Source organism: Nocardia sp. SSK8 (assembly GCF_037034205.1).
Taxonomy (GTDB): Bacteria; Actinomycetota; Actinomycetes; order Mycobacteriales; family Mycobacteriaceae; genus Nocardia.
The window spans coordinates 1-19,673 of the sequence record NZ_JBAGKD010000025.1 but is presented as its reverse complement, the minus strand read 5'-3'; the positions used below and the strand labels follow the sequence as shown (position 1 = coordinate 19,673).

Sequence of the window (19,673 nt, the reverse complement as noted above, 5' to 3'; positions counted from 1 at the left end):
CGCTGACCGGCGGCCCCCAGGGGCCGCGACCTCGAGCGCGCCAGCGCTCCAACAAACACAGCCCTCGAGCGCGCCAGCACTCCAAGAGACCCAGTAACCTGTCTCGCTATGGCACGTCGACTGGACTACTCCGCCCGCTACCCCCTGCACACCACCGAAGAGCTCTACACGGCGCTGCGGAGCAGGGATTACTGGGAAGCGCGCGTCGCCGAGATGCGTAAGTACGCACCGCACAACGAGGTGGTCAGCCACGAGGTGAGCGAGGACGGCATCGATGTCGTGCTCGCGCACACCCTGCCCCGGGAGATGCTGCCCGAGATCGCCCAGACGGTGATGCGCAAGGACATGGTCATCACCCGCAAGGAGAGCTGGGGCCCGTTCGCGCACGAGGAGACCGAGGGCCGGTTCTCCGCGTCCATCCCGGCGGGCCCGGGCAGCCTCAACGGCACCATCCGCCTGTTCCCCACCGAGACCGGCGCCACCATGCGCTTCTCCCCCACCGCCAAGGTCTTCATCCCGATGGTCGGCCCGCGCCTCGAGCAGCTCATGCTGGTGAACCTGGTCGACCTGTTCCGCGCGGAGCAGGAAGAGACCTCGCGCTGGTTGGAAGAAGACCCCGCGAAGACCGTCTGAGGCGGTGGCCGACCCCCGTTCCAGCCGGAAGAGCCTGCCCCCGGTCGGCACGATCACCCGCGGCACCACCGGGGTCAACCGGCTGCGCCGCTGCGACCGCTGGCTGGTCAACGACGAGCTCGTCAGCGCCCGCCTGCGGGACGCCCCCGACCCGCTGGTGGTCGACCTCGGCTACGGCGCCGCCCCCTGGACGACCTTCGAACTTGCCGCCCGGCTGCGCACCGTCCGCCCCGACCTGCGCGTGGTCGGCCTCGAGATCGACCCGGCCCGCGTGGTGCCCGCGCGCGACGGCGTGCGCTTCGCCCGCGGCGGCTTCGAACTGGCCGGGCTGCACCCGGTGCTGGTACGCGCGTTCAATGTGCTGCGCCAGTACCCCGAGCACGCGGTCCCCGACGCCTGGGCCCGCATCCAGGGCAACCTGGCCCCCGGCGGCCTGGTCGTCGACGGCACCTGCGACGAACTCGGCCGCCGCAGCGCCTGGGTGCTGCTGGACCGGCACCGCCCGCTCTCGCTCACCCTGGCCTGGGACCCGTTCACCGTCGATCGCCCCTCCGATATCGCCGAGCGACTGCCGAAAGTGCTGATCCACCGCAATATTCCGGGCGAACGGATCCACGCCCTGCTCACCGCCGCCGACCAGGCCTGGGACCGTACCGCCGCGCTGGCACCGTACGGCCCGCGCGTGCGCTGGCGGGAGGCGGCGACGATGTTGCGCGCCAACGGTTTCCCGGTGCGCCGCTATCGGCGCCGGATGCGCGACTGCGTGCTGTCCGTGCCGTGGCCGACGGTCGCGCCGAACGGCTGGTCAGACCCCGGCTAGGGCCCGCCGCACCCGCGCCGCCGCCCGGGGCGCCAGCAGCTGTCCGCCCCAGCGGATCTCGTCGAGATCGCAGCGATGGATGGCCACCGCGTCGGCGACCACCTCGTCCAGCGCGCGCTGCGAGATCTCGGTCTCGGCCAGATCGAGCACGGTCCGCACCGGCGTGGTGACCAGGAACGCCCCCGCCGACTCGATATCGGCACCGGCGAGCTTGCGCCGGGTGAGCACCAGCCGCGGTGTCACCGGCGGGCGCCCCGCCGACACCGACAGATGCAGGAACCGCGGCTGCAACCGCCCGAGCCCGTGCAGCTCCGCCGCGCTCTGATACGACACCGCCGCGGCCCCGTCGAACCAGGCCGCCCACATCGCGTACTCGTCGAGCGGTCCGGCCCGCCACTGCGCCAGCCGCATCATGCCCACGCCCGCCCTGGTCACCGAGCCGTCGCCGAGTGCCGCCCTGACCTGGAGTTCGCAGCCGGTGCGCAACACCTGACGGGTAGTGAAGAAACCCGCGTGGCGCCCCGCCAGGCGCCGCAGCACCCGCCACCGATGTTCTGCCGTCCCCGCCACCCGGCGCCGACCCTCGCCAGTCATGGATCCAGGCTACGCCGCCGAAAGTGCGCCAGGTCACACTTTGCTACGAGGGCTTTCACGGCGTCCTCAGAGCAGGCACAGAATCTCGAGGAAGAATCCGATGGCATGAGCACGCAGACGCCCCCACGCCCCAAGATCGGTCGGCGCACGCTGGTGATCGCGGTCGCCGTGGTCGCCGCGCTGCTCGTCGCGGCCATCGCGGGCACCGAAGCCTATGCCCGCCACCAGGTCTCCCGCTGCATCAGCAGCTCGTTCGAGCAGCAGATGGGCTCGAGCATCGACGTGAGTTTCGGCCCGAAGCCGATGCTGCTGACCTACCTCGACGGCAAGGTCGGCTCGGTCAACATCGATAGCGAGGACAACAAGTTCGGTCCCGCCGTCGGCATGGTCGTCCACGCCGAGTTCTCCGACATCGAACTGGACAAGAACACCGGCGGCGGCACCATCGGCAGCTCGCGGGCCGAGGTCACCTGGGACAACGACGGCATCCGCCAGACCCTGGGCGGCATGGTCAGCGGGGTGACGTCCTCGGCGAGCGACAAGACCCTCACCCTCGACGTGCTCGGCGGCCTGGCCCAGCTCCAGGTGGTGCCCTCGGTACGCAACGGCAATGTCTCCATCGAGACCAAGTCCGCGCAGCTGCTCGGCATCGGCCTGCCCACCGATCTGGTGCAGGGCATCGTCGAGACGTTCACCCAGAGCCTGCAGAGCTACCCGCTCGGCCTCCAGGCCAAGGACCTCCAGGTCACCGACGACGGCATCATCGTGCACCTCGAAGGCGGCCGCACCACCCTCGAATCGACCACCAATGGCACCGATCAGGCCCAGTTCACCTGCTGACCCGGGCTCAGGCCGGGAAACCCGCCAGCACCGCGGCCGACTGCGAAAGGCCGAGCCGGGTGGCGCCCGCCGCGATCAGCGCGGCCGCGTCCTCGGCGGTGCGGATGCCACCGCTGGCCTTGACCCCGAGCTTGCCCCCGACGGTCTCGGCCATCAGCCGCACCGCGTGCACGCTGGCCCCACCCGCCGGATGGAAGCCGGTGGAGGTCTTCACGAAATCGGCGCCGCCCCGCTCGGCGGCCCGGCAGGCACCGACGATCGCCGCGTCGTCCAGCGCCGCGGACTCGATGATCACCTTGAGCACCGCCCGATCGCTGATCGCCTCGCGCACGGTGATCACATCGGCCAGCACGGCATTGAAATCCCCGGCCGCCGCGGCGCCCACATCGATCACCATGTCGACCTCGGCCGCGCCCTGGTCCACCGCCAGCCGGGCTTCAGCCCCCTTGACCAGCGAGTGGTGTTTACCGGAGGGGAACCCGGCCACGGTCGCCACGACCAGCCCGGGCGCGCGCACCGGCAGCATCGAGGGCGACACGCAGATCGCGTACACCCCCAGCGCCCGCGCGTCCTCGATCAGCGCGCCGACCTGGTCGGGCGTGGCCTGCGGAGCCAGCAGGGTGTGGTCGATCATCGCGGCCACGTCGGCCCGGGTGAGCGGCGTCGAGACGGTCATGAAAACGAGTCTGGCACACCGGCGAAAACCGAAAGTTCATTGCGCGCCGGTACCCAGTTCGGGAACACTTACACCTACCGGTTCCCACCGCCTAGGTCGGGAGCCCGCGGCGCAGGCCGCCGATATTACGGAGGCGATCGTGCTCATCCGTCGTGAGATCCCCGCTGATGCTCCTGCCATCGCCGAGATCCATCGTGGCGCGTTCGCCGCGCACTACGCCGAGGATCCGGCGATCACCGAACCCCCCGAGGTCGCCCTGGTCGAGGCGCTCCGGGCCGACGAGTCGTGGGTGCCCACGCTCTCGCTGGTCGCCCTGGAGAACGACACCGTGGTAGGCCATATCCTGCTCACCCGGGCCGGGATCGGGCCGTTCCCGGTGCTGGCGCTCGGCCCGCTCGGCGTCGACCCCGACCGGCACAAGACCGGCATCGGCTCCGCGCTCATGCATGCCGCGCTGGGCGCCGCCGATGCCATGGACGAGCCGGTCGTGGGCCTGGTCGGTGACCCGATCTACTACTCGCGCTTCGGTTTCGTGCCCGGCGAGCGGCTGGGCATCGTGCCCGACGAGGCCGAGTGGGCCGACTACTTCCAGGTCCGCCCGCTGACGGCCTACGACCCGGCCGTCACCGGCGAATTCCGCTACCCGGCACCGTTCTACGCGCTCTGAGCGCTCACTCGAAGACCACCGTGCGCCTGCCGTGCACGAGCACCCGGCCTTCGAGGTGCCAGCGCAGCCCGCGCGCGAGCACCACCCGCTCGATATCGCGGCCTTGCCGCACCATGTCGCGCACGTCGTCGGCGTGATCGACGCGGATCACGTCCTGTTCCAGGATCGGTCCCGCGTCCAGTTCGGCGGTCACGTAGTGGCAGGTGGCGCCGATCAGCTTCACCCCCCGCGCGTAGGCCTGGTGGTAGGGCCGCGCGCCGACGAACGAGGGCAGGAAGCTGTGGTGGATATTGATCGCCCGCCCGGCCCAGTGCTCGCACAGCGAGGCGGGCAGCACCTGCATGAAGCGGGCCAGCACCACCGCGTGCGGGTCGTGGGCGTCGACGAGGTCGCGGACCTGTTCGAAGGCGGGGCCGCGCTCGGCCGGGTCCTTCGGGAAGGGCACGTAGTGGAACTTCACGCCGTGCGCCTCGGTCATCCCGGCCAGGTCGGGGTGGTTGCCGATGACGGCCTCGATGGTGGCGGGCAGTTCGCCCGCGGCGGCGCGGCCCAGCAGGTCGTGCAGGCAGTGCCCGTCCTTGCTCACCAGCAGCACCGCGCGGCGCGGGGCGCCCGAGTCGTGCAGCTGCCAGTCGGTCTCCGGCCCGAACTCGGCGGCCACCTCGGCGAACCGGGCGCGCAGCTCGTCGATGCCGAAGGGCACCGTCGCGGCCTTGACCGCCTGGCGGGTGAAGAACCAGCCGGTGTCACCGTCGGAGTGGTACCCGGCCTCCACGATCGAGCCGCCGAATTCGGCGATGAACGAGGAGATCCGGGCGATGATGCCCGGCCGGTCCGGGCAGCCCAGGGTCAGCACGAACCGGCGATCATCCGAGGTCAGGGCGGTACTCATGACACCCATCCTCGCAGGCGACCCGGCCGGGCCGCGCACGGGATCACGCGCGGTCAGGCCAGGGCGCGGGCGGGCTCGCGGACCGCGTCGAGCACGGTGGCCAGCTCGGCGTTGAACAGGTCGTGGCGTTCGACATTGCCCAGGTGGCCGGTGGGCAGCACCTTGTGCGCGGCGAGGTTGCCCGCCGCGCGCAGCAGCTCGGCCAGGCGTTCGGCGTGCAGCGGCGGGGTGAGGTCGTCGCGGTCACCGGCCAGCACGGTGGTCGGCGCGGTGAGCTTGCTCGCGTTGTCGCCCAGGTGCAGGTCGGTGAGGACCAGGCCCCAGCGCGAGCGCGTCATCATCGGGCAGCCACGTACCACCGACAGCGCGTAGTCCAGGACCGGACGCGGGCTGTCGAGGGTCATCACCTGACGGGCGAAGATCCAGCGGACCGGCTTGATCGGCGGGAACACCACCGGCGTGCCGAGGATGAGCTTGCCCAGCCACGGCGGGGTCGGCATGGCGCGGCCACGCAGCAGCCGCAGCGGCTTGTTCAGGCCGGGAACCATGGTGGAGACCTCGACCAGCGAGTGCGCGCCGGTATTGGTCAGCAGGACCGCGGCGGCGCGCTCGGCGACCTTGTCCGGGTAGCGCCCGGCCCAGGAGATCAGCGTCATGCCGCCCATGCTGTGGCCCACCAGCACCGCCCGCTGACCGGGCAGCAGCGCCGCCTCGAGCACGTCCTCGAGGTCGTCGGCGAGCAGGGCCGGGCTCGGCTTGGCGTAGCCGTTGGTGGATTCGCCGTGGCCGCGCAGGTCGTAGGCGATGACGCGGTACTCCCCCGCGAAGGCGTTGATCTGGGCGTTCCAGTACTCGATCGAGCAGGTCCAGCCGTGCACGAGCACGATGACCGGCGCGTCGACGGGTCCGTAGGCGTGTACGCGCAGCCGGGCGCCGTCGGCGGTGACCACCGGGATCACCTCGGGCGTCGCGCGCGGCGGATCGAAGGCGGCGACCCCGTGGGTCCTGGTCCGCAGATCGGCCCGGTGGGCCGCCAGGGTGGTCTTGATCGTGGCGGACGCCGAACCGATCAGGGTCCCCAGAGCCGTCGGCAACGTTGCACGCATCGGCACACTCCTTCGTGTTACTGACAGATACAGTAACACCGCGTATCACTGAAACGCGAGGATTGTGCGCGCGAGCCCCTACCAGCGCGGGCCGCGCTGGACCTCGTCCACCTTGGGCCGCACATCGGCCAGATAGATGCCGGTGGCGATGATCGCGATGAACGAGGTGAGCATGAAGCCGCCCACCCCGAGCAACAGGAAGATCAGCGCACCGGCCAGGATCGCCAGCCAGATCGGCTTGGTCAGCTTGTCCACCGCCGTGAACGCGTCCGAGCGCTGCCGCACGGCATGGATCAGGGCGAAAATCGTCGCGCCGAGGGCGGCCAGCCACAGGACCAGCAGGATCATCGACGTCAATCCATGCACCATGTTCACACCCCCATCATACGAACAGCGGCCCCGCACACCAGGTGTGTGCGGGGCCGCTGTTCGGTGTTGAATCAGGCCTTCTTCGGCGCGGCCTTCTTGGCGGGGGCCTTCTTGGCCGGAGCCTTCTTGGCGGCGGGCGCCTTGGCGGCCGGAGCCGGGGCGGGCTCGGTGGTCACGGCGACGACCTCGGCGTCCACGACGGCGGCAGCCTTCGCGGCGACATTCTCGGCCTCGGCCTTGCCACGGCCCAGCAGGTCGTTGACCTTGGCCAGCGCGTCCTCGGCACGCGCGGTGGCGTCCTTGTACAGGGTCTCGACGCGACCGATCTGCTCGTCGACGGCCTGGTTGGCACGCAGCCGGTCGACGGTCTCCTCACCGCGCACGGCGAGGTCGGCGTAGATGTCGAGGGCCTGGCGGTAGTACTGCTCGGCCAGCTTGCGCAGCTCCTCGGTGGTGAACTTCTCGCGCAGCTCGGCGAGGTCCTCCGGGAGCTCCGAGGGCAGGCCGGACAGGCGCTCACGGATGGTCTCGAACTGGGCCTGCACATCGGCGGGCACGTTGGCGAAGCGCTCACGGGCCTCGTCGACGCGGGCCTGCACATCGGTGGTGGCGACGCGCTCGCGGACGTCGGCGACGACGTCGTTCACGGCGGCGTAGATCGCGTCACCGGCACCGACGGTGGCGAACAGGGGCTTGGTCACGGTAGCGGTCTTCTCGGTCATCAGTCTTCGTTCTCCTGGCGTGGCGGAGTGTCAGTTGTCGTGAACGAAACGTCGCTGTCCCGTTCGTTCCCCCCTGAGCCGGTTTCATCCCCGTTTTCCCGGCGAAACGACTCATAGATTTCCAGCAACACCTGTTTCTGCCGTTCGGTCACCGAAGTGTCCGCCAACAGGGCGTCCCTGACCGGGCTGTGCGGACGCTGCTCGAGATATCCGGCCCGCACATACAACACCTCCGAAGAGACCCGCAGCGCCTTGGCGATCTGCGCGAGTACTTCGGCGGAGGGATTGCGCAATCCGCGTTCGATCTGGCTCAGGTACGGATTGCTCACCCCTGCCAGGGCGGCGAGCTGACGCAGGGACACCTGCGCGGCTTCGCGCTGGGACCTGATGAAACCTCCGATGTCTTGGGCTGCGTGCGCTACGCGACCCTCGGGCTGGTCTGCCATCACTCACCTTCTGGCGTTGTGTCTTCAATACTAGGGCAGGGTGCTAGCTATTGCAAGCACTTGTGTTAGCACAGGTTCCGCTAACGGTTCTCTCAGCCGAACATCAGCTGCGAGACGGTGTAGATGGCCAGACCGGCGAGCGAGCCGACGACCGTGCCGTTGATCCTGATGAACTGCAGATCCCGGCCGACCTGCAGTTCGATCTTCCGGCTCGCCTCGTCGGCGTCCCAGCGCGCGACCGTGTCGGTCACCAGCGTGGTGATCTCGGCGGAGTAGTTACCGACCAGATAGCGCGCGCCGCGGTCGATCCAGCCGTCCACCTTGCCGCGCATCGCCGGGTCGTCGCGCAAGCGCTCACCGAGCTGCTGCACATTCTCGGCCACCTTGCGGCGCAGCGTGGAATCGGGGTCTTCGGCCGATTCCAGGATCAGCCGCTTGGCCGCGCGCCAGGTGGCCTCGGCCATGCCGGTGATCTGCTCGCGGCCCATGATCTCGGCCTTGACCTTCTCGGCCTTGGCGATCATGGCCTCGTCGTGCTGCAGGTCGTCGGCGAATTCCTGCAGGAAGCGGGTCGCCGCGCGGCGCAGTTCGTGTTCCGGATCCGAGCGCACCTTCCAGGTGAACTCCACCAGCTCCCGGTAGATCCGCTCGGACAGCAGCGTGTTGACGAACTTCGGCGCCCACTGCGGCGCGTCGCGCAGCACGATCCGGTCGATGGTCTCCTGCGACCCCAGCGCCCACTGGTGCGCGCGCTCGGCGAGCAGGTCGATCAGCGGCAGCTGCCGGTTGTCGGCGATGAGCTCGGAGAGCACCCGCCCGATCGGCGGGCCCCACAGCGGCTCGGCGATCCGCTTGACGATGGTGTTGTCGATGATCTGCTCGACGTCCTCGTCACGCAGCACGCCCACCACCGCGGTCAGGATGGTCGCGCTCTCCTGCGCCACCCGCGCGGCATGGCCCGGATCGGCCATCCACCGGCCCACCCGCAGCGAGATCTGCGCCGAGTCCAGCCGGGCCGACACCACATCGGGAGCCAGGAAGTTGGTGCCGACGAACGAACCGAGGCTCTCGCCGAGCTGGTCCTTCTTCTTGCGGATGATCGCGGTGTGCGGGATGGGCAGGCCGAGCGGGTGCTTGAACAGCGCGGTCACCGCGAACCAGTCGGCCAGCGCGCCGACCATGCCCGCCTCCGAGGCCGCGCGCACATAGCCCACCCACTCGCCACCGCCGCCGCGCGACTCGAGCCAGCGGCACAGCAGGTACACCACGCTGGCCACCACCAGGAAGCCGGTGGCCAGCGCTTTCATCTTGAAGAGGTCTCGTCGTTTGCCCGCTTCGTCGGTCATGAGCGCGAAACCCGCGGGTGGCGGCGCGGGCTCGGTGCGCGGCGCGAGCACCGCCGTGGTGCCGGGAGCTTTCTCCATAGCCACCATTCTGCTGTGCGCGCGCCCGCCGCGCCGCCGCCCACCCGCGTGGCGCGGCCCACGCACCGAGCGAACCGCGCGGTTCGAATAACGCGCGGGTACCGACCGGAGTGTGGTAAATGCCCCAACGTGGCCCAAACGAGCGACGACCCACACGCGCGGGCATAAGCTGTATCCCGAGAGAGGCCACATCGATCACAAGGGGGCTGTTCTGTCCACCGAAGACCTTGTCGAGATCGGCGAGCCGACCGGCCGAGCCGCCGTGCGCGGCGGTGGCGTCGACGGCCGCAAACGGCGGTGGCGGCAGCACAAGATCGACCGCCGCGAAGAGCTCGTCGACGGCACGCTCAACGCCATCCGCACCCGCGGCAGCCAGGCGGGCATGGACGAGATCGCCACCGAGATCGGCGTGTCCAAGACCGTCCTGTACCGCTACTTCGCGGACAAGAACGACCTGGTGCACGCCACCATGCAGCGCTTCATCGAGACCACGCTGCTGCCCCGCGTCTACGGCGCGATCAACCTCGACGCCGACGAGTACCAGCTGGTGCGCGCCGCGATGACCGAGTACGTCGGCACCGTCGACGACGACCCCGAGGTCTACCGGTTCATCATGAGCAACACCGCGGGCGACAAGTCCTCGCTGGCGGAGTTCGAGCGGCTCTTCGCCGAGGTGGTCACCGCCGTGCTCATCGACCGGGCCGGTGCCAAGGGTGTGCGCACCGACGGCGCCATGCTGTGGTCCTACGTGCTCGTGGGCGGTATCCAGCTGGCCACACACTGGTGGACGACCACCGACAAGGCCATGCCGCGCCAGGACGTCATCGACTACCTCACGATGATGGCGTGGAGCGCCATCGAGGGTGTGGCCAAGGCGGGCGGCTCGCCGGAGGTCTTCACCGCCCAGCCCCACGAGCTCCCCGAAATCCCGCCCGCGGAGTCCTGACCGGCGCTTTCCTCGCTTCGAGGGAGCGGGGCTCGACATCGCGGCGTGGTTGGTTACGCTGAACCGAGCGGGGCGCTGTGGCTTGCGTCACCGCGGGCGGCCGTGCGCCGTCATGCGCGTCGGCACCAACGGAGGTACCTCGATGGCGAAGAACGTGCCGACATCCCGGCTGGCCCGCGGGACGAAGCTGGGGGCGGTAGCGGCGAGTTCGGTCATCCGTTCGAAGAAGACCAGACTCTCGATGCGGGGCAGGTCGGAGGCGGTACGCGCGCGGATGGCCGAGGAGTCGATGATCCGCACCACCGAACAGGTGGTCATGGTGCTGGGCACCATGAAGGGCGTGGCGATGAAGCTGGGCCAGATGATGTCGGTGCTGGATCTGGACCTGGTGCCCGAGGACCATCGCGAGCGCTTCCAGCAGCGCCTGGCGGTGCTGCGCAATGCCGCGCCGACGGTGTCGTTCGAGGCCATGCGCGAGGTGATCGAGCAGGACTTCGGCCGCCCGATCGCCGAGCTGTTCGCCGAGTTCGATCCCGAGCCGATCGCGGCCGCCTCGATCGGGCAGGTCTACCAGGCGCGCCTGCACGACGGCCGCGGCGTGGCGGTGAAGGTGCAGTACCCCGGCGTCGATATCGCCGTCCGCGCCGACCTGAAGAACCTCACCATGTTCCGCCGGGTGCTGGCCTCGGCCATGCCATGGATCACCCCGGCCGTGCTCGACGAGCTGAAACTGAACATGGAGGCCGAGCTCGACTACCAGGCCGAGGCCGCGACCCAGGCCGAGATCGCCGAGCTCTACCGCGACCACCCGTTCATCGTGGTGCCCGGCGCGGTGCCGGAACTGTCCACCAGGCGCGTGCTGGTCAGCGAGTTCGTCGAGGGCACCGGCTTCGAGGACATCGCGAAACTGCCCGCCCCCGAGCGCGATCGGGTGGGCGAGATCGTCTACCGCTTCTATGTGGGCTCGCTGTTCACCTTCAACGAGTTCTGCGGCGACCCGCACCCGGGCAATGTGCTACTCGCCGACGACGGCCGGGTCGCCTTCCTCGACTTCGGTCTGTTCAACCGGATGGACCCCAAGCTGGTGCACTTCGAGAAGCTGTGCCTGCGCGCGGCCGCCGAGGAACGCGCCGAGGACCTGCGTCAGCTGATGATCGACCGCGGCGTGATCGACTCGCCCGAGGAGATCGGCGCCGAGGAGTGTCTCGAGTACGTGCTCGCCGCCTCCGAATGGTGTCTGGTCGACGAGACCCTCACCATCACCCCCGAGCTGGCCAGCGGCGCCTTCCTGCTCGCCGTCGACCCGCGCGCCAGCGAGTTCACCGGCATGAAGCAGCAGAATCTGCCGCCGGAGCACCTGTTCTCCCGCCGCGCCGACTTCCTCACCTTCGGCATGCTCGGTCAGCTCGACTGCACCGCCAACTGGCATTCGATCGCCAGGGAATGGCTCTACGACGAACCACCGGTCACCGAGCTGGGCCTGGCCCATCACGAATGGCTCGCCGCCCGCCCGCGGAAACCGGCCAAGAAGACCCGCAAGGCCACCACTCGATGAAAGGCAGCTCCATGCCGCAGTCCCGCGAGTTCGACCTGATCCTGTTCGGCGCGACCGGATTCGTCGGCAAGCTCACGGCCGAATACCTGCTCACCGCCGCGCCCGCGGGCGCGAAGATCGCGCTGGCCGGTCGCTCGGCGGGCAAGCTCGCCGCGACCCGCGCCGATCTGGGCCCCGGCGCGGAGAAGTGGGAACTGGTGGTCGCCGATTCGAGCGATCCCGCCTCGCTGGCGGCGATGGCCGAGCGCACCACCGTGGTGGTCACTACGGTCGGCCCGTACCTGCGCTACGGTCTGCCGCTGCTGGGCGCGTGCGCCGCGGCGGGCACCCACTACGCCGATCTCACCGGCGAGCCGCTGTTCATCCACGATGCGATCGAGCAGTTCGAGCAGACGGCCGTGGACACCGGCGCCAAGATCGTGAATTCCTGTGGCTACGACTCGATTCCGTCGGACCTGAGCGTCTACGAGATCTACCGGGCCACCGTCGCCGACGATACCGGCGAGCTGGAGGACACCACCCTGGTCGCCTACCTCAAGGGCGGCATGAGCGGCGGCACCATCGATTCCGGCCGCGCCATGATGGAAGACGTCGCCGCCGACTCCAGCCGCGGCAAGATCCTGGCCCACCCCTACTCGCTGAGCCCGGACCGCAGCATGGAACCCGAGGTCGGCCGCCAGTCCGATCAGGCCCTGGCGCGCGCTGAGAACATCGACCCCAGCCTGGACGGCTGGGTCACCACCTTCATCATGGCCTCGCACAACACCAAGGTCGTGCGCCGCACCAACGGCCTGCTGGGCTGGGCCTACGGCAAGCAGTTCCGCTACCGCGAGGTGATGAACGCGGGCAATTCCCCCGCCGCGCCGCTGGTCGCCGCCGGGATCGCGGGCGGGATCGTGGCCGGGATGGCCTCGGGCGCGGTGCTCTCGCGGGTATCGCTGGGCCGCAAACTGCTCGACCGCATCCTGCCCAAGCCCGGCACCGGCCCCAGCGAGCAGGCCCGGCGCAGCGGCTGGTTCACCATGAAGACCTTCGCGCGCACCAGCTCCGGCGCCAAGTACCAGGCCACCTTCTCCGGCACCGGCGACCCCGGCTACCAGGCCACCGCCGTGCTGCTCGGCCAGAGCGGCCTGTGCCTGGCCTTCGACCAGCTGCCCGAGCGCGCGGGTGTGCTCACCCCGGCCTCGGCCATGGGTGAAGCGCTCACGACGCGGCTGCGCGAGGCGGGCATGACCATCGAGGTCGCACGGCGGTGAATCTCGCCCGCAGGACCATGAACGCCCCGGCGCTGGCGGCGGTGTACGAGCACGCGTGGCGTCCCGCGCTGTTCTACCTCGCCAGTGGCCGGACCACGGGCAGCGACCGGCGCGACGCCGTCGCCGCGCTGCGGATCGAGGGCACCGCGCACAAGGTGCTCGATCTGGCTTGCGGCCCGGGCAATTTCACCCGCTACCTCAGCGAGCACCTCACCGGCGACGGTTACGTCACCGGGCTGGATTACTCGGAACCGATGTTGGCCAAGGCCGCCACCGACAACGCGGGCCCGCGCGTCGGCTACGTCCGCGGTGACGCGCGCACCCTGCCCTTCGCCGACGGCACCTTCGACGCCGTGTGCTGCTTCGGCGCGCTCTACCTGATCCCCGACCCGATCGCCGCCACCCGCGAGATGATCCGGGTGCTGGCTCCCGGCGGGCGCATCGCCATCACCACCAGCTTCCGCGAGGACAATCTCTTCGGCACCGCCACCACCGTGGCCGCGAGCATCGGCGGCCTGCGCCTGTTCGACCGCGACACCTTCCCCCGGCTGTTCGCCGAGGCGGGCCTGACCGAGATCGATCAGCGCGTGCACCGCTTCATGCAGTACGTCGACGCGAGCCGCCCGGCCTAGACCAGGCTCAGCCAGTAGTCCTGGAACTTCAGGAACACCAGCAGCAGCACCACGGCGTAGAACACCACCACCAGCGTCCAGCGCCATTCGGCGAGCACGCGCATCGGGCCGCGCGAGCGCGACCAGGTCTCCTGGGTGGCGACCGCGAACAGCACCGGGGTCGCCGCCCAGACCACCATGCAGTACGGGCACAGCGCGTTGATCCGGTACAGGCTCTGGAAGATCAGCCAGCAGATCCCGGCCACACCGAGCACGGTGCCCAGCCACAGCCCGCCCCAGATCCAGCGCGGGAAACCCACGCCGACCACGGCGAGCACGCCGAGGGTGACCACCACCGAGAAGCCGACCACGCCCAGCAGCGGGTTCGGGAAACCGAACACCGCGGCCTGGTCGGTCTTCATCACCGAGCCGCAGGAGAGCACCGAGTTGATGCTGCACGAGGTGACGTAGTCGGGGTCGACGAACAGCTTGAACCGTTCGACGGTGAGCGCGAACGACGCCAGCCAGCCCGCCAGCCCGGCGATCAGCAGCAGCCAGGCGGCGCGGGCGGGGGCGGTGATCATTTCGCGGCGTCAGCGATCACGGCGGCCAGGCCGTTCTCGGTGAAGATCGCGTCGGTCTGGTTCAGCTCGCCGTTGATGAAGACCGACGGCGTGGACTTCACCCCGCTGGTGAGCGTGGCCTGGGTGACCTGCTGGATGTAGTCGGCGTACGGCTTGCCCTTGATGCACTCGGCCACGGCCGGATCGGTGTACCCGACCTCGGTGGCGATCTCGATCAGCTCGTCGTCGGAATGGCCCGCGCCGCCCTCGGGCGTCTGCTTCTCGAACATCGTCTGCAGCCAGGTCTGGTACAGGCTCGGGTCCGACTTGGCCACACAGAACGAGGCATTGGCCGCGCGCGAGGAGTACTGGTTGGTGGAGGCCTTGTCGAGGAAGGAGATGATCTGGTACTCGACGACCGCGGTGCCGTCGGCGGCGGCCTGGGCCAGCGCGGCGCCGTTGGCGGCCTCGAACTCCTTGCACGCCGGGCACTGCAGGTCGGCCACGACGCGCACCTTCACCGGGGCGTCCGGATTGCCGATGCGCACCGTGCCGGTGTCGGTCACCGAACCGCCGGTGGCCGGGAGCTGGGCCATCGAACTCGTCGCGGTGTCGGTGTCGGAATCGGAGCGATTGACCGCGATCCCGATGCCGATCGCCGCGATCAGCGCGACCAGGACCGCGGCGACACCGATCTGGATCGCCACCTTGCGCCGTTTGTCGGCCGCCTCGGCCGCCGCCAGCGGGTTCTTGCCGGTGCTCACGTCGTCACACGCCTTTCGTTCGGTGTCACCCCCGTCGGGGACATCATGCGGGCCGAACCTGAGATTTTCCGTAAAGTCCGGATCAGGATTCGTCGAGCCTGCGCAGCTGCTCGTCGACATCGAAATCGGCGGGCGGCCAGTCCAGATCGAGGGTGCTCAGGGCGTCGATCAGCAATTCGGTGACGGCCAGGCGCGCGTACCACTTGTGGTCGGCGGGCAGCACGTACCAGGGTGCGTACTCGGTGTTGGTGCGGGCCAGCAGGTCCTGATAGGCCTTCTGGTACTCCGGCCAGTAGGCGCGCTCGGAGATGTCGGAGGGGTTGAACTTCCAGTACTTGTCCGGGCGTTCCAGGCGTTCGCGCAGCCTGCGCTTCTGCTCGTCGAGCGAGACGAACATGGCCACCTTGACGATCACCGTGCCGGTGTCGGCGACCTCGCGTTCGAAGGCGTTGATCAGGTCGTAGCGCGGTTCCCATTCGGACTGCGGCACCAGCTCGTGCACCCGCACCACCAGCACGTCCTCGTAGTGGGAGCGGTCGAAGACCCCGATCTGGCCGTGCGCGGGCAGCCGCTTGCGGATGCGCCAGAGGAAATCGTGCTGTAGTTCCTCCTCGGTCGGCACGCCGAAGGAAGCGTGGTCGACGCCCTGCGGGTCGACCGAGCCGATCACGTGCCGCACGATGCCGCCCTTGCCCGCGGTGTCCATGCCCTGCAACACCAGCAGCACGCTGCGGTGCCCGCCGGTACGGCCGTGCGCGAACAGCTTCTCCTGGAGGTCCGAGAGCACCTGGCCGCGTTCGGCCAGCAGTTCCTTGCCGCGGCGCTTGTCGCCGGTGAAGCCCGGCGTGGCCGAGGTGTCGAGATCGGCCACGTTCTGCCCGTCGGCGCGCAGCGCGGTGGTGACGGGCTCGGACCAGTGTTTCGCCATTTCCCATGCCTACCACTACTGGGCGCGATCGCCGGGCAAGCTCGACGCAATCGTTGCCTGCCAGCAGGCCACCCCCGCCGGGTCGGCGATCTCGGGCCGGTGCGCGTAGACCGGGTCGGTTCCCGCGGCCCGTTGCGCGCGGTAGTCGGCGAGCAGCCGGAACGCGATCACCCCGAGCGGCAGGATCGCGACCAGGTTGACCAGCGCCATCACGCCCATGAACACATCGGCCAGATTCCAGATCAGGCTCACCGAGCCCAGCGCGCCGCCGAACACCGCCACCAGCACCAGCACCCGGAAGGCGGTGAGCACCTCGGGACGGCCGGTGATGAACTCGATATTGGATCGGCCGTAGTAGAAATTGCCGATCATCGAGCTGAACGCGAGCATGAACACCACCGCGGTGAGCACGTGCCCCGCCCAGGTGCCGAGGCTGGCCTGCAAAGCGCTCTGGGTGAGGTCGGCGGTGCGCCGCTCGGACAGGTCCGGGTCGCTGGTCAGGATGATGAACGCGGTGATCGAGCAGATCAGCAGGGTGTCGAAGTAGACGCCCAGCGACTGCACCAGCCCCTGCTTCACCGGATGCGAGACATCCGCGGCCGCGGCGGCGTTCGGCGAGGAACCCAGACCTGCCTCGTTGGAGAACATCCCGCGCCGGATCCCCTGCGCGATGGCCGTCCCGATCCCGCCGCCGACCACCTCGCGCAACCCGAACGCCCCGCCGACGATATCGGCCACCACCCGCGGCAGATCACTGATGTTCAGCACCACCACCGCGATCCCGAGCAGCAGGTACACGATCGCCATCACCGGCACCAGCACCTCGGTGATGTGGCTGATCCGGCGCACCCCACCGAAGATCACCAGCCCGAGCAACACCACCAGCCCCAGCCCGAGCACCGGCGCGAACCAGTCCCCGTCCAGTCCCGAGAGCGAGGCCCGCCCGGTGGCCACGATGGTGTTGGACTGCACCGCGTTGAACACGAACCCGAAGGTCACCGTGATGATCACCGCGAAGACGAGCCCCTGCCACCGCCGCCGCAACCCGTGTTGCATGTAGTAGGCGGGCCCACCCCGGAACGTCCCCGGCTCCCGCTCGGGCCGCTTGTAGAGCTGCGCCAGCGTCGATTCCACGAACGCCGACGACGCCCCCAGCGTCGCCATCGCCCACATCCAGAACACCGCCCCCGGCCCACCGACACTGATCGCGGTGGCCACCCCCGCGATATTCCCCGTCCCCACCCGCGCCGCCGCCGAGATACTGAACGCCCCGAACGCCGACACCGACTTCTTCCCGTCCGCCGCGGGCGCCCCCTTCTCGGTCACCGCCCGGAACATCTCGGGCACCATCCGCACCTGCACGACCCCGCTGCGCACGGTGAAGTACAGCCCCGCCACGATCACCAGCGGAATCAGGAACCAATTCCAGAACACGTCATTGACATCGACCACCACCGAATTCAGCGTGTCCATACCGCGCACGCTACCGCCGCTCCCGGCCATGGGGTCCGCCCCGCGCCGAGTGCCCGGCGCGAAGTTGGTCGCGCGATCACCACACTCTCGGGTGCGCATCGCTGGCAGTGCCGCGTGGTGATCGGTTGATCAGTTAGGGGTGCCGGTGGCCAGGACGACCTCGACGGTGCGGGTGGTGCCGTCGGGGGCGGTGATGTCGAGGCGGACGAGATCGGCGGGTTTGCGGATATTGATGGCCGCGCTGAGGGCCTTGGCGGTGGTGACGGTGGTGCCGTCGACAGCGGTGATCACGTCGCCGTCGGTAATGCCCGCCTGGCGGGCGGGCTGGCCGTAGAACGCCCAGGTGACGCGGGCGCCCGAGGACGGTCGCGCGTCGACGATCTGGACGCCGAGGGTCGCGGTGGGACCGATGTGGACGGTGTCGGTGGGGGTGCCCGAACGAATCTGCTCGACGATCCGCAGGGCGGTATCGATCGGGACGGCGTAGCCGTTGGCGGGCCGGGTCTCCAGCTCAGCGGGGGTGCGCTCGCCGGAGGCGGCGGTGATCACCCCGACCACCGCCCCGGTCCCGTCCACGAGCGCGCCACCGGACTGCCCGCCGACCACCGGCGCCGCGATCTCGACCATGCCGCGCAGTGACTTCCGGGACATGTCCGCGGAGTTCATCGCCACGATGGCCGCGTCCAGATCGGTGATCGGGCCCGCCACCGCGGTCGGATCGCCGCCGTCGCCGCCCGCGTCGCCGATGGCGAGCACATCCTGACGAATCCGCAGGTCGGCGGAGGTGCCCAGGCGGGCGGTGGTCAGGCCCGCGGCCCCGGCCAGCGACAGCAGCGCGATATCGGCCGTGGAGTCGTAACCGAGGACGGTGGCCTCGTAGACGAGACCGTTGCCGATATCGGTCACCTTCAACTGCTCGGCACCCTTGATCACGTGATGACTGGTGAGGATCTGGCCGTCCTCGGTGAGCACGATGCCCGACCCGGCCGCGCCGATCCCCAGCGGCGCCGAGTCGACCTCGATATTGACCAGCGCGGGCTGCACCTGCCCGGCCACCAGCACCGGATCGAGCGGAACCGGCGGCGGTGCCTGCGCGATGGCGACCACCTCCCCCACCGGCCCGGAACCGGGCAGGACCAGCTCGCCGCGGAAGCCGAGAAACGCGGCGACTCCGAACACGGCGACGACCAGCGCCGCCAGCACCCGTCCACTGCGCATGCGTGTCCTCTCTCGCGAGCCAACTCCTCCATTGTTACCCGCGATTCCGCGCGCGCCGGTCTCGATCCGGACGCGGTGGGGTTGGCAAACAACACATGCGGCGGTAGGCATAGGGACATGAGCAAAGCCGCTGCCTACGCCCTGCCGTCCGCCGACGGATCCTTCGAGAAGGTCACCATCGAACGCCGTGAGCTCGGCCCCGACGACGTCCTGATCGACATCAAGTTCGTGGGCATCTGCCACTCCGACATCCACACCGCCCGCGACGAGTGGGGCGGCACCCAATACCCCTGCGTACCCGGGCACGAGATCGCGGGCATCGTCGCCGCCACCGGCTCGGCGGTGCGCAAGTACCAGGTGGGCGACCGGGTCGGCGTCGGCTGCCTGGTGAACTCCTGCGGCAAGTGCGAGCCGTGCCTGGCCGGGGAGGAACAGTACTGCGCCAGGGGCGCGAGCTGGACCTACAACTCGCCGGTCCCCGAGGAGACCCAGCCCGGCGGCTACACCCTGGGCGGCTACGCCACCCAGATCGTGGTCACCGAGAACTTCGTCGTCGCCATCCCCGAAGGGATCGGCCTCGATGTCGCCGCGCCGCTGCTGTGTGCGGGCATCACCCTGTACTCGCCGCTCAAGCACTGGAACGCCGGGCCGGGCAAGAAGGTCGCGATCATCGGCATGGGCGGGCTCGGGCACGTCGGGGTGAAGATCGCGGCCGCGCTGGGCGCCGAGGTCACCGTGCTGAGCCAGTCGCTGCGCAAGCGCGACGACGGCCTGCGCATGGGCGCGAGCCACTACTACGCCACCAGCGACAAGGAGACCTTCCGCCAGCTGCGCAACAGCTTCGACCTGATCATCAACACCGTCTCCGCCGACCTCCCGATCGACAACTACCTGCGCCTGCTCGCCCTCGACGGCAGCCTGGTCATCCTCGGCCTGCCCGAGAACCCGATGACCGTGCACGGCCGCAACCTCGCCGCCTACCGCCGCTCCCTGGCCGGTTCGATGATCGGCGGCATCGCCCAGACCCAGGAGATGCTGAACTTCTGCGCCTCCCACGGCATCGGCGCCGACATCGAACTGATCTCCGCCGACGAGATCGACTCGGCCTACGACCGAGTCATCGCCAGCGACGTCCAATACCGCTTCGTCATCGACGCTGGGACTATTTGA

The 19,673-nt window shown here is 69.5% G+C and carries 23 protein-coding genes; 9 read left to right on the top strand and 14 right to left on the bottom strand.

The window, feature by feature from the left end; translation table 11 throughout:
* Positions 1 to 108 precede the first annotated feature (108 nt).
* Positions 109 to 633, top strand: a complete 525-nt coding sequence (locus tag WA675_RS27075) for a DUF2505 domain-containing protein (protein ID WP_336088247.1) — start codon at positions 109 to 111, stop codon at positions 631 to 633.
* A gap of 4 nt (positions 634 to 637) precedes the next feature.
* Positions 638 to 1,453: a class I SAM-dependent methyltransferase gene (locus WA675_RS27070; protein ID WP_336088246.1), complete on the top strand. Its 816-nt coding sequence runs from the start codon at positions 638 to 640 to the stop codon at positions 1,451 to 1,453.
* On the opposite strand, the gene WA675_RS27065 is transcribed toward WA675_RS27070, so the two are convergent.
* The gene (locus WA675_RS27065; RefSeq protein ID WP_336088243.1) at positions 1,439 to 2,047 is read right to left on the bottom strand and encodes a hypothetical protein; all 609 of its coding nucleotides are present in this window, start codon (positions 2,045 to 2,047) and stop codon (positions 1,439 to 1,441) included. The genes WA675_RS27070 and WA675_RS27065 overlap by 15 nt on opposite strands.
* A 105-nt stretch (positions 2,048 to 2,152) precedes the next feature.
* Here WA675_RS27065 and WA675_RS27060 point away from each other — a divergent pair, with 105 nt between their 5' ends.
* The gene (locus WA675_RS27060) at positions 2,153 to 2,887 is read left to right on the top strand and encodes an LmeA family phospholipid-binding protein (protein WP_336088241.1); all 735 of its coding nucleotides are present in this window, start codon (positions 2,153 to 2,155) and stop codon (positions 2,885 to 2,887) included.
* Between the two features lie 7 nt (positions 2,888 to 2,894).
* Here the strand turns inward: WA675_RS27060 and deoC are convergent, their stop codons facing one another.
* Positions 2,895 to 3,563 (bottom strand): deoxyribose-phosphate aldolase, encoded by a 669-nt coding sequence (gene deoC, locus WA675_RS27055; RefSeq protein WP_336088239.1) that lies wholly within the window; start codon positions 3,561 to 3,563, stop codon positions 2,895 to 2,897.
* A gap of 139 nt (positions 3,564 to 3,702) precedes the next feature.
* Between deoC and WA675_RS27050 the strand changes: the two genes are divergently transcribed.
* Positions 3,703 to 4,230 carry a GNAT family N-acetyltransferase gene (locus WA675_RS27050; RefSeq protein ID WP_336088237.1) on the top strand — a complete coding sequence of 176 codons (528 nt, stop codon included), beginning with the start codon at positions 3,703 to 3,705 and terminating at the stop codon, positions 4,228 to 4,230.
* A 4-nt stretch (positions 4,231 to 4,234) separates the two neighbouring features.
* On the opposite strand, the gene purU is transcribed toward WA675_RS27050, so the two are convergent.
* The 6 genes from purU to WA675_RS27020 form a co-directional block, all read right to left on the bottom strand.
* Complete coding sequence (gene purU, locus WA675_RS27045) at positions 4,235 to 5,122, bottom strand: formyltetrahydrofolate deformylase (protein WP_336088235.1); 888 nt, start codon at positions 5,120 to 5,122, stop codon at positions 4,235 to 4,237.
* 53 nt (positions 5,123 to 5,175) lie between these two features.
* Positions 5,176 to 6,228, bottom strand: a complete 1,053-nt coding sequence (locus tag WA675_RS27040; RefSeq protein WP_336088233.1) for an alpha/beta fold hydrolase — start codon at positions 6,226 to 6,228, stop codon at positions 5,176 to 5,178.
* A 78-nt stretch (positions 6,229 to 6,306) separates the two neighbouring features.
* Positions 6,307 to 6,597, bottom strand: a complete 291-nt coding sequence (locus tag WA675_RS27035) for a DUF2516 family protein (RefSeq protein ID WP_336088251.1) — start codon at positions 6,595 to 6,597, stop codon at positions 6,307 to 6,309.
* Positions 6,598 to 6,668: 71 nt separating this feature from the next.
* A complete protein-coding gene (locus WA675_RS27030) occupies positions 6,669 to 7,319 on the bottom strand; it encodes a heparin-binding hemagglutinin (protein WP_336088231.1) in 651 nt (216 codons plus the stop codon).
* Positions 7,319 to 7,765, bottom strand: coding sequence for a helix-turn-helix domain-containing protein (locus WA675_RS27025; RefSeq protein WP_336088229.1), 447 nt, complete (start codon positions 7,763 to 7,765; stop codon positions 7,319 to 7,321). Before WA675_RS27025 ends, WA675_RS27030 begins: the two co-directional genes overlap by 1 nt.
* A 92-nt stretch (positions 7,766 to 7,857) precedes the next feature.
* On the bottom strand, positions 7,858 to 9,189 hold the full coding sequence (locus WA675_RS27020) for a DUF445 domain-containing protein (protein ID WP_442945735.1): 1,332 nt from the start codon (positions 9,187 to 9,189) through the stop codon (positions 7,858 to 7,860).
* A 262-nt stretch (positions 9,190 to 9,451) separates the two neighbouring features.
* Here WA675_RS27020 and WA675_RS27015 point away from each other — a divergent pair, with 262 nt between their 5' ends.
* The gene (locus tag WA675_RS27015; RefSeq protein WP_336088227.1) at positions 9,452 to 10,135 is read left to right on the top strand and encodes a TetR/AcrR family transcriptional regulator; all 684 of its coding nucleotides are present in this window, start codon (positions 9,452 to 9,454) and stop codon (positions 10,133 to 10,135) included.
* An 87-nt stretch (positions 10,136 to 10,222) separates the two neighbouring features.
* Here the strand turns inward: WA675_RS27015 and WA675_RS27010 are convergent, their stop codons facing one another.
* The gene (locus WA675_RS27010) at positions 10,223 to 10,453 is read right to left on the bottom strand and encodes a hypothetical protein (protein WP_336088225.1); all 231 of its coding nucleotides are present in this window, start codon (positions 10,451 to 10,453) and stop codon (positions 10,223 to 10,225) included.
* Between WA675_RS27010 and WA675_RS27005 the strand changes: the two genes are divergently transcribed.
* From WA675_RS27005 to WA675_RS26995, 3 genes are read left to right on the top strand one after another with little or no spacing between them, the layout of a single operon-like run.
* Positions 10,425 to 11,690 carry an ABC1 kinase family protein gene (locus WA675_RS27005; protein ID WP_336088223.1) on the top strand — a complete coding sequence of 422 codons (1,266 nt, stop codon included), beginning with the start codon at positions 10,425 to 10,427 and terminating at the stop codon, positions 11,688 to 11,690. The genes WA675_RS27010 and WA675_RS27005 overlap by 29 nt on opposite strands.
* Positions 11,687 to 12,946 carry a saccharopine dehydrogenase family protein gene (locus WA675_RS27000; RefSeq protein WP_336088219.1) on the top strand — a complete coding sequence of 420 codons (1,260 nt, stop codon included), beginning with the start codon at positions 11,687 to 11,689 and terminating at the stop codon, positions 12,944 to 12,946. Before WA675_RS27005 ends, WA675_RS27000 begins: the two co-directional genes overlap by 4 nt.
* The gene (locus WA675_RS26995; RefSeq protein WP_336088216.1) at positions 12,943 to 13,578 is read left to right on the top strand and encodes a class I SAM-dependent methyltransferase; all 636 of its coding nucleotides are present in this window, start codon (positions 12,943 to 12,945) and stop codon (positions 13,576 to 13,578) included. Before WA675_RS27000 ends, WA675_RS26995 begins: the two co-directional genes overlap by 4 nt.
* On the opposite strand, the gene WA675_RS26990 is transcribed toward WA675_RS26995, so the two are convergent.
* From WA675_RS26990 to WA675_RS26970, 5 genes are all read right to left on the bottom strand, one after another.
* Positions 13,575 to 14,141 carry a vitamin K epoxide reductase family protein gene (locus WA675_RS26990; RefSeq protein ID WP_336088214.1) on the bottom strand — a complete coding sequence of 189 codons (567 nt, stop codon included), beginning with the start codon at positions 14,139 to 14,141 and terminating at the stop codon, positions 13,575 to 13,577. The genes WA675_RS26995 and WA675_RS26990 overlap by 4 nt on opposite strands.
* Positions 14,138 to 14,884 carry a DsbA family protein gene (locus WA675_RS26985; RefSeq protein WP_336088212.1) on the bottom strand — a complete coding sequence of 249 codons (747 nt, stop codon included), beginning with the start codon at positions 14,882 to 14,884 and terminating at the stop codon, positions 14,138 to 14,140. Before WA675_RS26985 ends, WA675_RS26990 begins: the two co-directional genes overlap by 4 nt.
* A gap of 82 nt (positions 14,885 to 14,966) precedes the next feature.
* On the bottom strand, positions 14,967 to 15,812 hold the full coding sequence (locus WA675_RS26980; RefSeq protein WP_336088210.1) for a polyphosphate kinase 2 family protein: 846 nt from the start codon (positions 15,810 to 15,812) through the stop codon (positions 14,967 to 14,969).
* A 15-nt stretch (positions 15,813 to 15,827) separates the two neighbouring features.
* Positions 15,828 to 17,285 carry an alanine/glycine:cation symporter family protein gene (locus WA675_RS26975; protein ID WP_336088208.1) on the bottom strand — a complete coding sequence of 486 codons (1,458 nt, stop codon included), beginning with the start codon at positions 17,283 to 17,285 and terminating at the stop codon, positions 15,828 to 15,830.
* 129 nt (positions 17,286 to 17,414) lie between these two features.
* Positions 17,415 to 18,503, bottom strand: a complete 1,089-nt coding sequence (locus WA675_RS26970) for a S1C family serine protease (protein ID WP_336088206.1) — start codon at positions 18,501 to 18,503, stop codon at positions 17,415 to 17,417.
* A gap of 117 nt (positions 18,504 to 18,620) precedes the next feature.
* Between WA675_RS26970 and WA675_RS26965 the strand changes: the two genes are divergently transcribed.
* Entirely contained in the window at positions 18,621 to 19,673 is a 1,053-nt protein-coding gene (locus tag WA675_RS26965; protein WP_336088204.1) for an NAD(P)-dependent alcohol dehydrogenase, read from the top strand.

Bases quoted from the DNA above. Each gene is read 5' to 3' on its own strand.
- WA675_RS27075 (WP_336088247.1), top strand. From the start codon at position 109: ATGGCACGTCGACTGGACTACTCCGCCCGCTACCCCCTGCACACCACC.
- WA675_RS27065 (WP_336088243.1), bottom strand. From the start codon at position 2,047: ATGACTGGCGAGGGTCGGCGCCGGGTGGCGGGGACGGCAGAACATCGG.
- WA675_RS27060 (WP_336088241.1), top strand. From the start codon at position 2,153: ATGAGCACGCAGACGCCCCCACGCCCCAAGATCGGTCGGCGCACGCTG.
- deoC (WP_336088239.1), bottom strand. From the start codon at position 3,563: ATGACCGTCTCGACGCCGCTCACCCGGGCCGACGTGGCCGCGATGATC.
- purU (WP_336088235.1), bottom strand. From the start codon at position 5,122: ATGAGTACCGCCCTGACCTCGGATGATCGCCGGTTCGTGCTGACCCTG.
- WA675_RS27040 (WP_336088233.1), bottom strand. From the start codon at position 6,228: ATGCGTGCAACGTTGCCGACGGCTCTGGGGACCCTGATCGGTTCGGCG.
- WA675_RS27035 (WP_336088251.1), bottom strand. From the start codon at position 6,597: ATGGTGCATGGATTGACGTCGATGATCCTGCTGGTCCTGTGGCTGGCC.
- WA675_RS27030 (WP_336088231.1), bottom strand. From the start codon at position 7,319: ATGACCGAGAAGACCGCTACCGTGACCAAGCCCCTGTTCGCCACCGTC.
- WA675_RS27025 (WP_336088229.1), bottom strand. From the start codon at position 7,765: ATGGCAGACCAGCCCGAGGGTCGCGTAGCGCACGCAGCCCAAGACATC.
- WA675_RS27020 (WP_442945735.1), bottom strand. From the start codon at position 9,189: ATGGAGAAAGCTCCCGGCACCACGGCGGTGCTCGCGCCGCGCACCGAG.
- WA675_RS27005 (WP_336088223.1), top strand. From the start codon at position 10,425: ATGATCCGCACCACCGAACAGGTGGTCATGGTGCTGGGCACCATGAAG.
- WA675_RS27010 (WP_336088225.1), bottom strand. From the start codon at position 10,453: ATGACCACCTGTTCGGTGGTGCGGATCATCGACTCCTCGGCCATCCGC.
- WA675_RS27000 (WP_336088219.1), top strand. From the start codon at position 11,687: ATGAAAGGCAGCTCCATGCCGCAGTCCCGCGAGTTCGACCTGATCCTG.
- WA675_RS26990 (WP_336088214.1), bottom strand. From the start codon at position 14,141: ATGATCACCGCCCCCGCCCGCGCCGCCTGGCTGCTGCTGATCGCCGGG.
- WA675_RS26980 (WP_336088210.1), bottom strand. From the start codon at position 15,812: ATGGCGAAACACTGGTCCGAGCCCGTCACCACCGCGCTGCGCGCCGAC.
- WA675_RS26975 (WP_336088208.1), bottom strand. From the start codon at position 17,285: ATGGACACGCTGAATTCGGTGGTGGTCGATGTCAATGACGTGTTCTGG.
- WA675_RS26970 (WP_336088206.1), bottom strand. From the start codon at position 18,503: ATGCGCAGTGGACGGGTGCTGGCGGCGCTGGTCGTCGCCGTGTTCGGA.
- WA675_RS26965 (WP_336088204.1), top strand. From the start codon at position 18,621: ATGAGCAAAGCCGCTGCCTACGCCCTGCCGTCCGCCGACGGATCCTTC.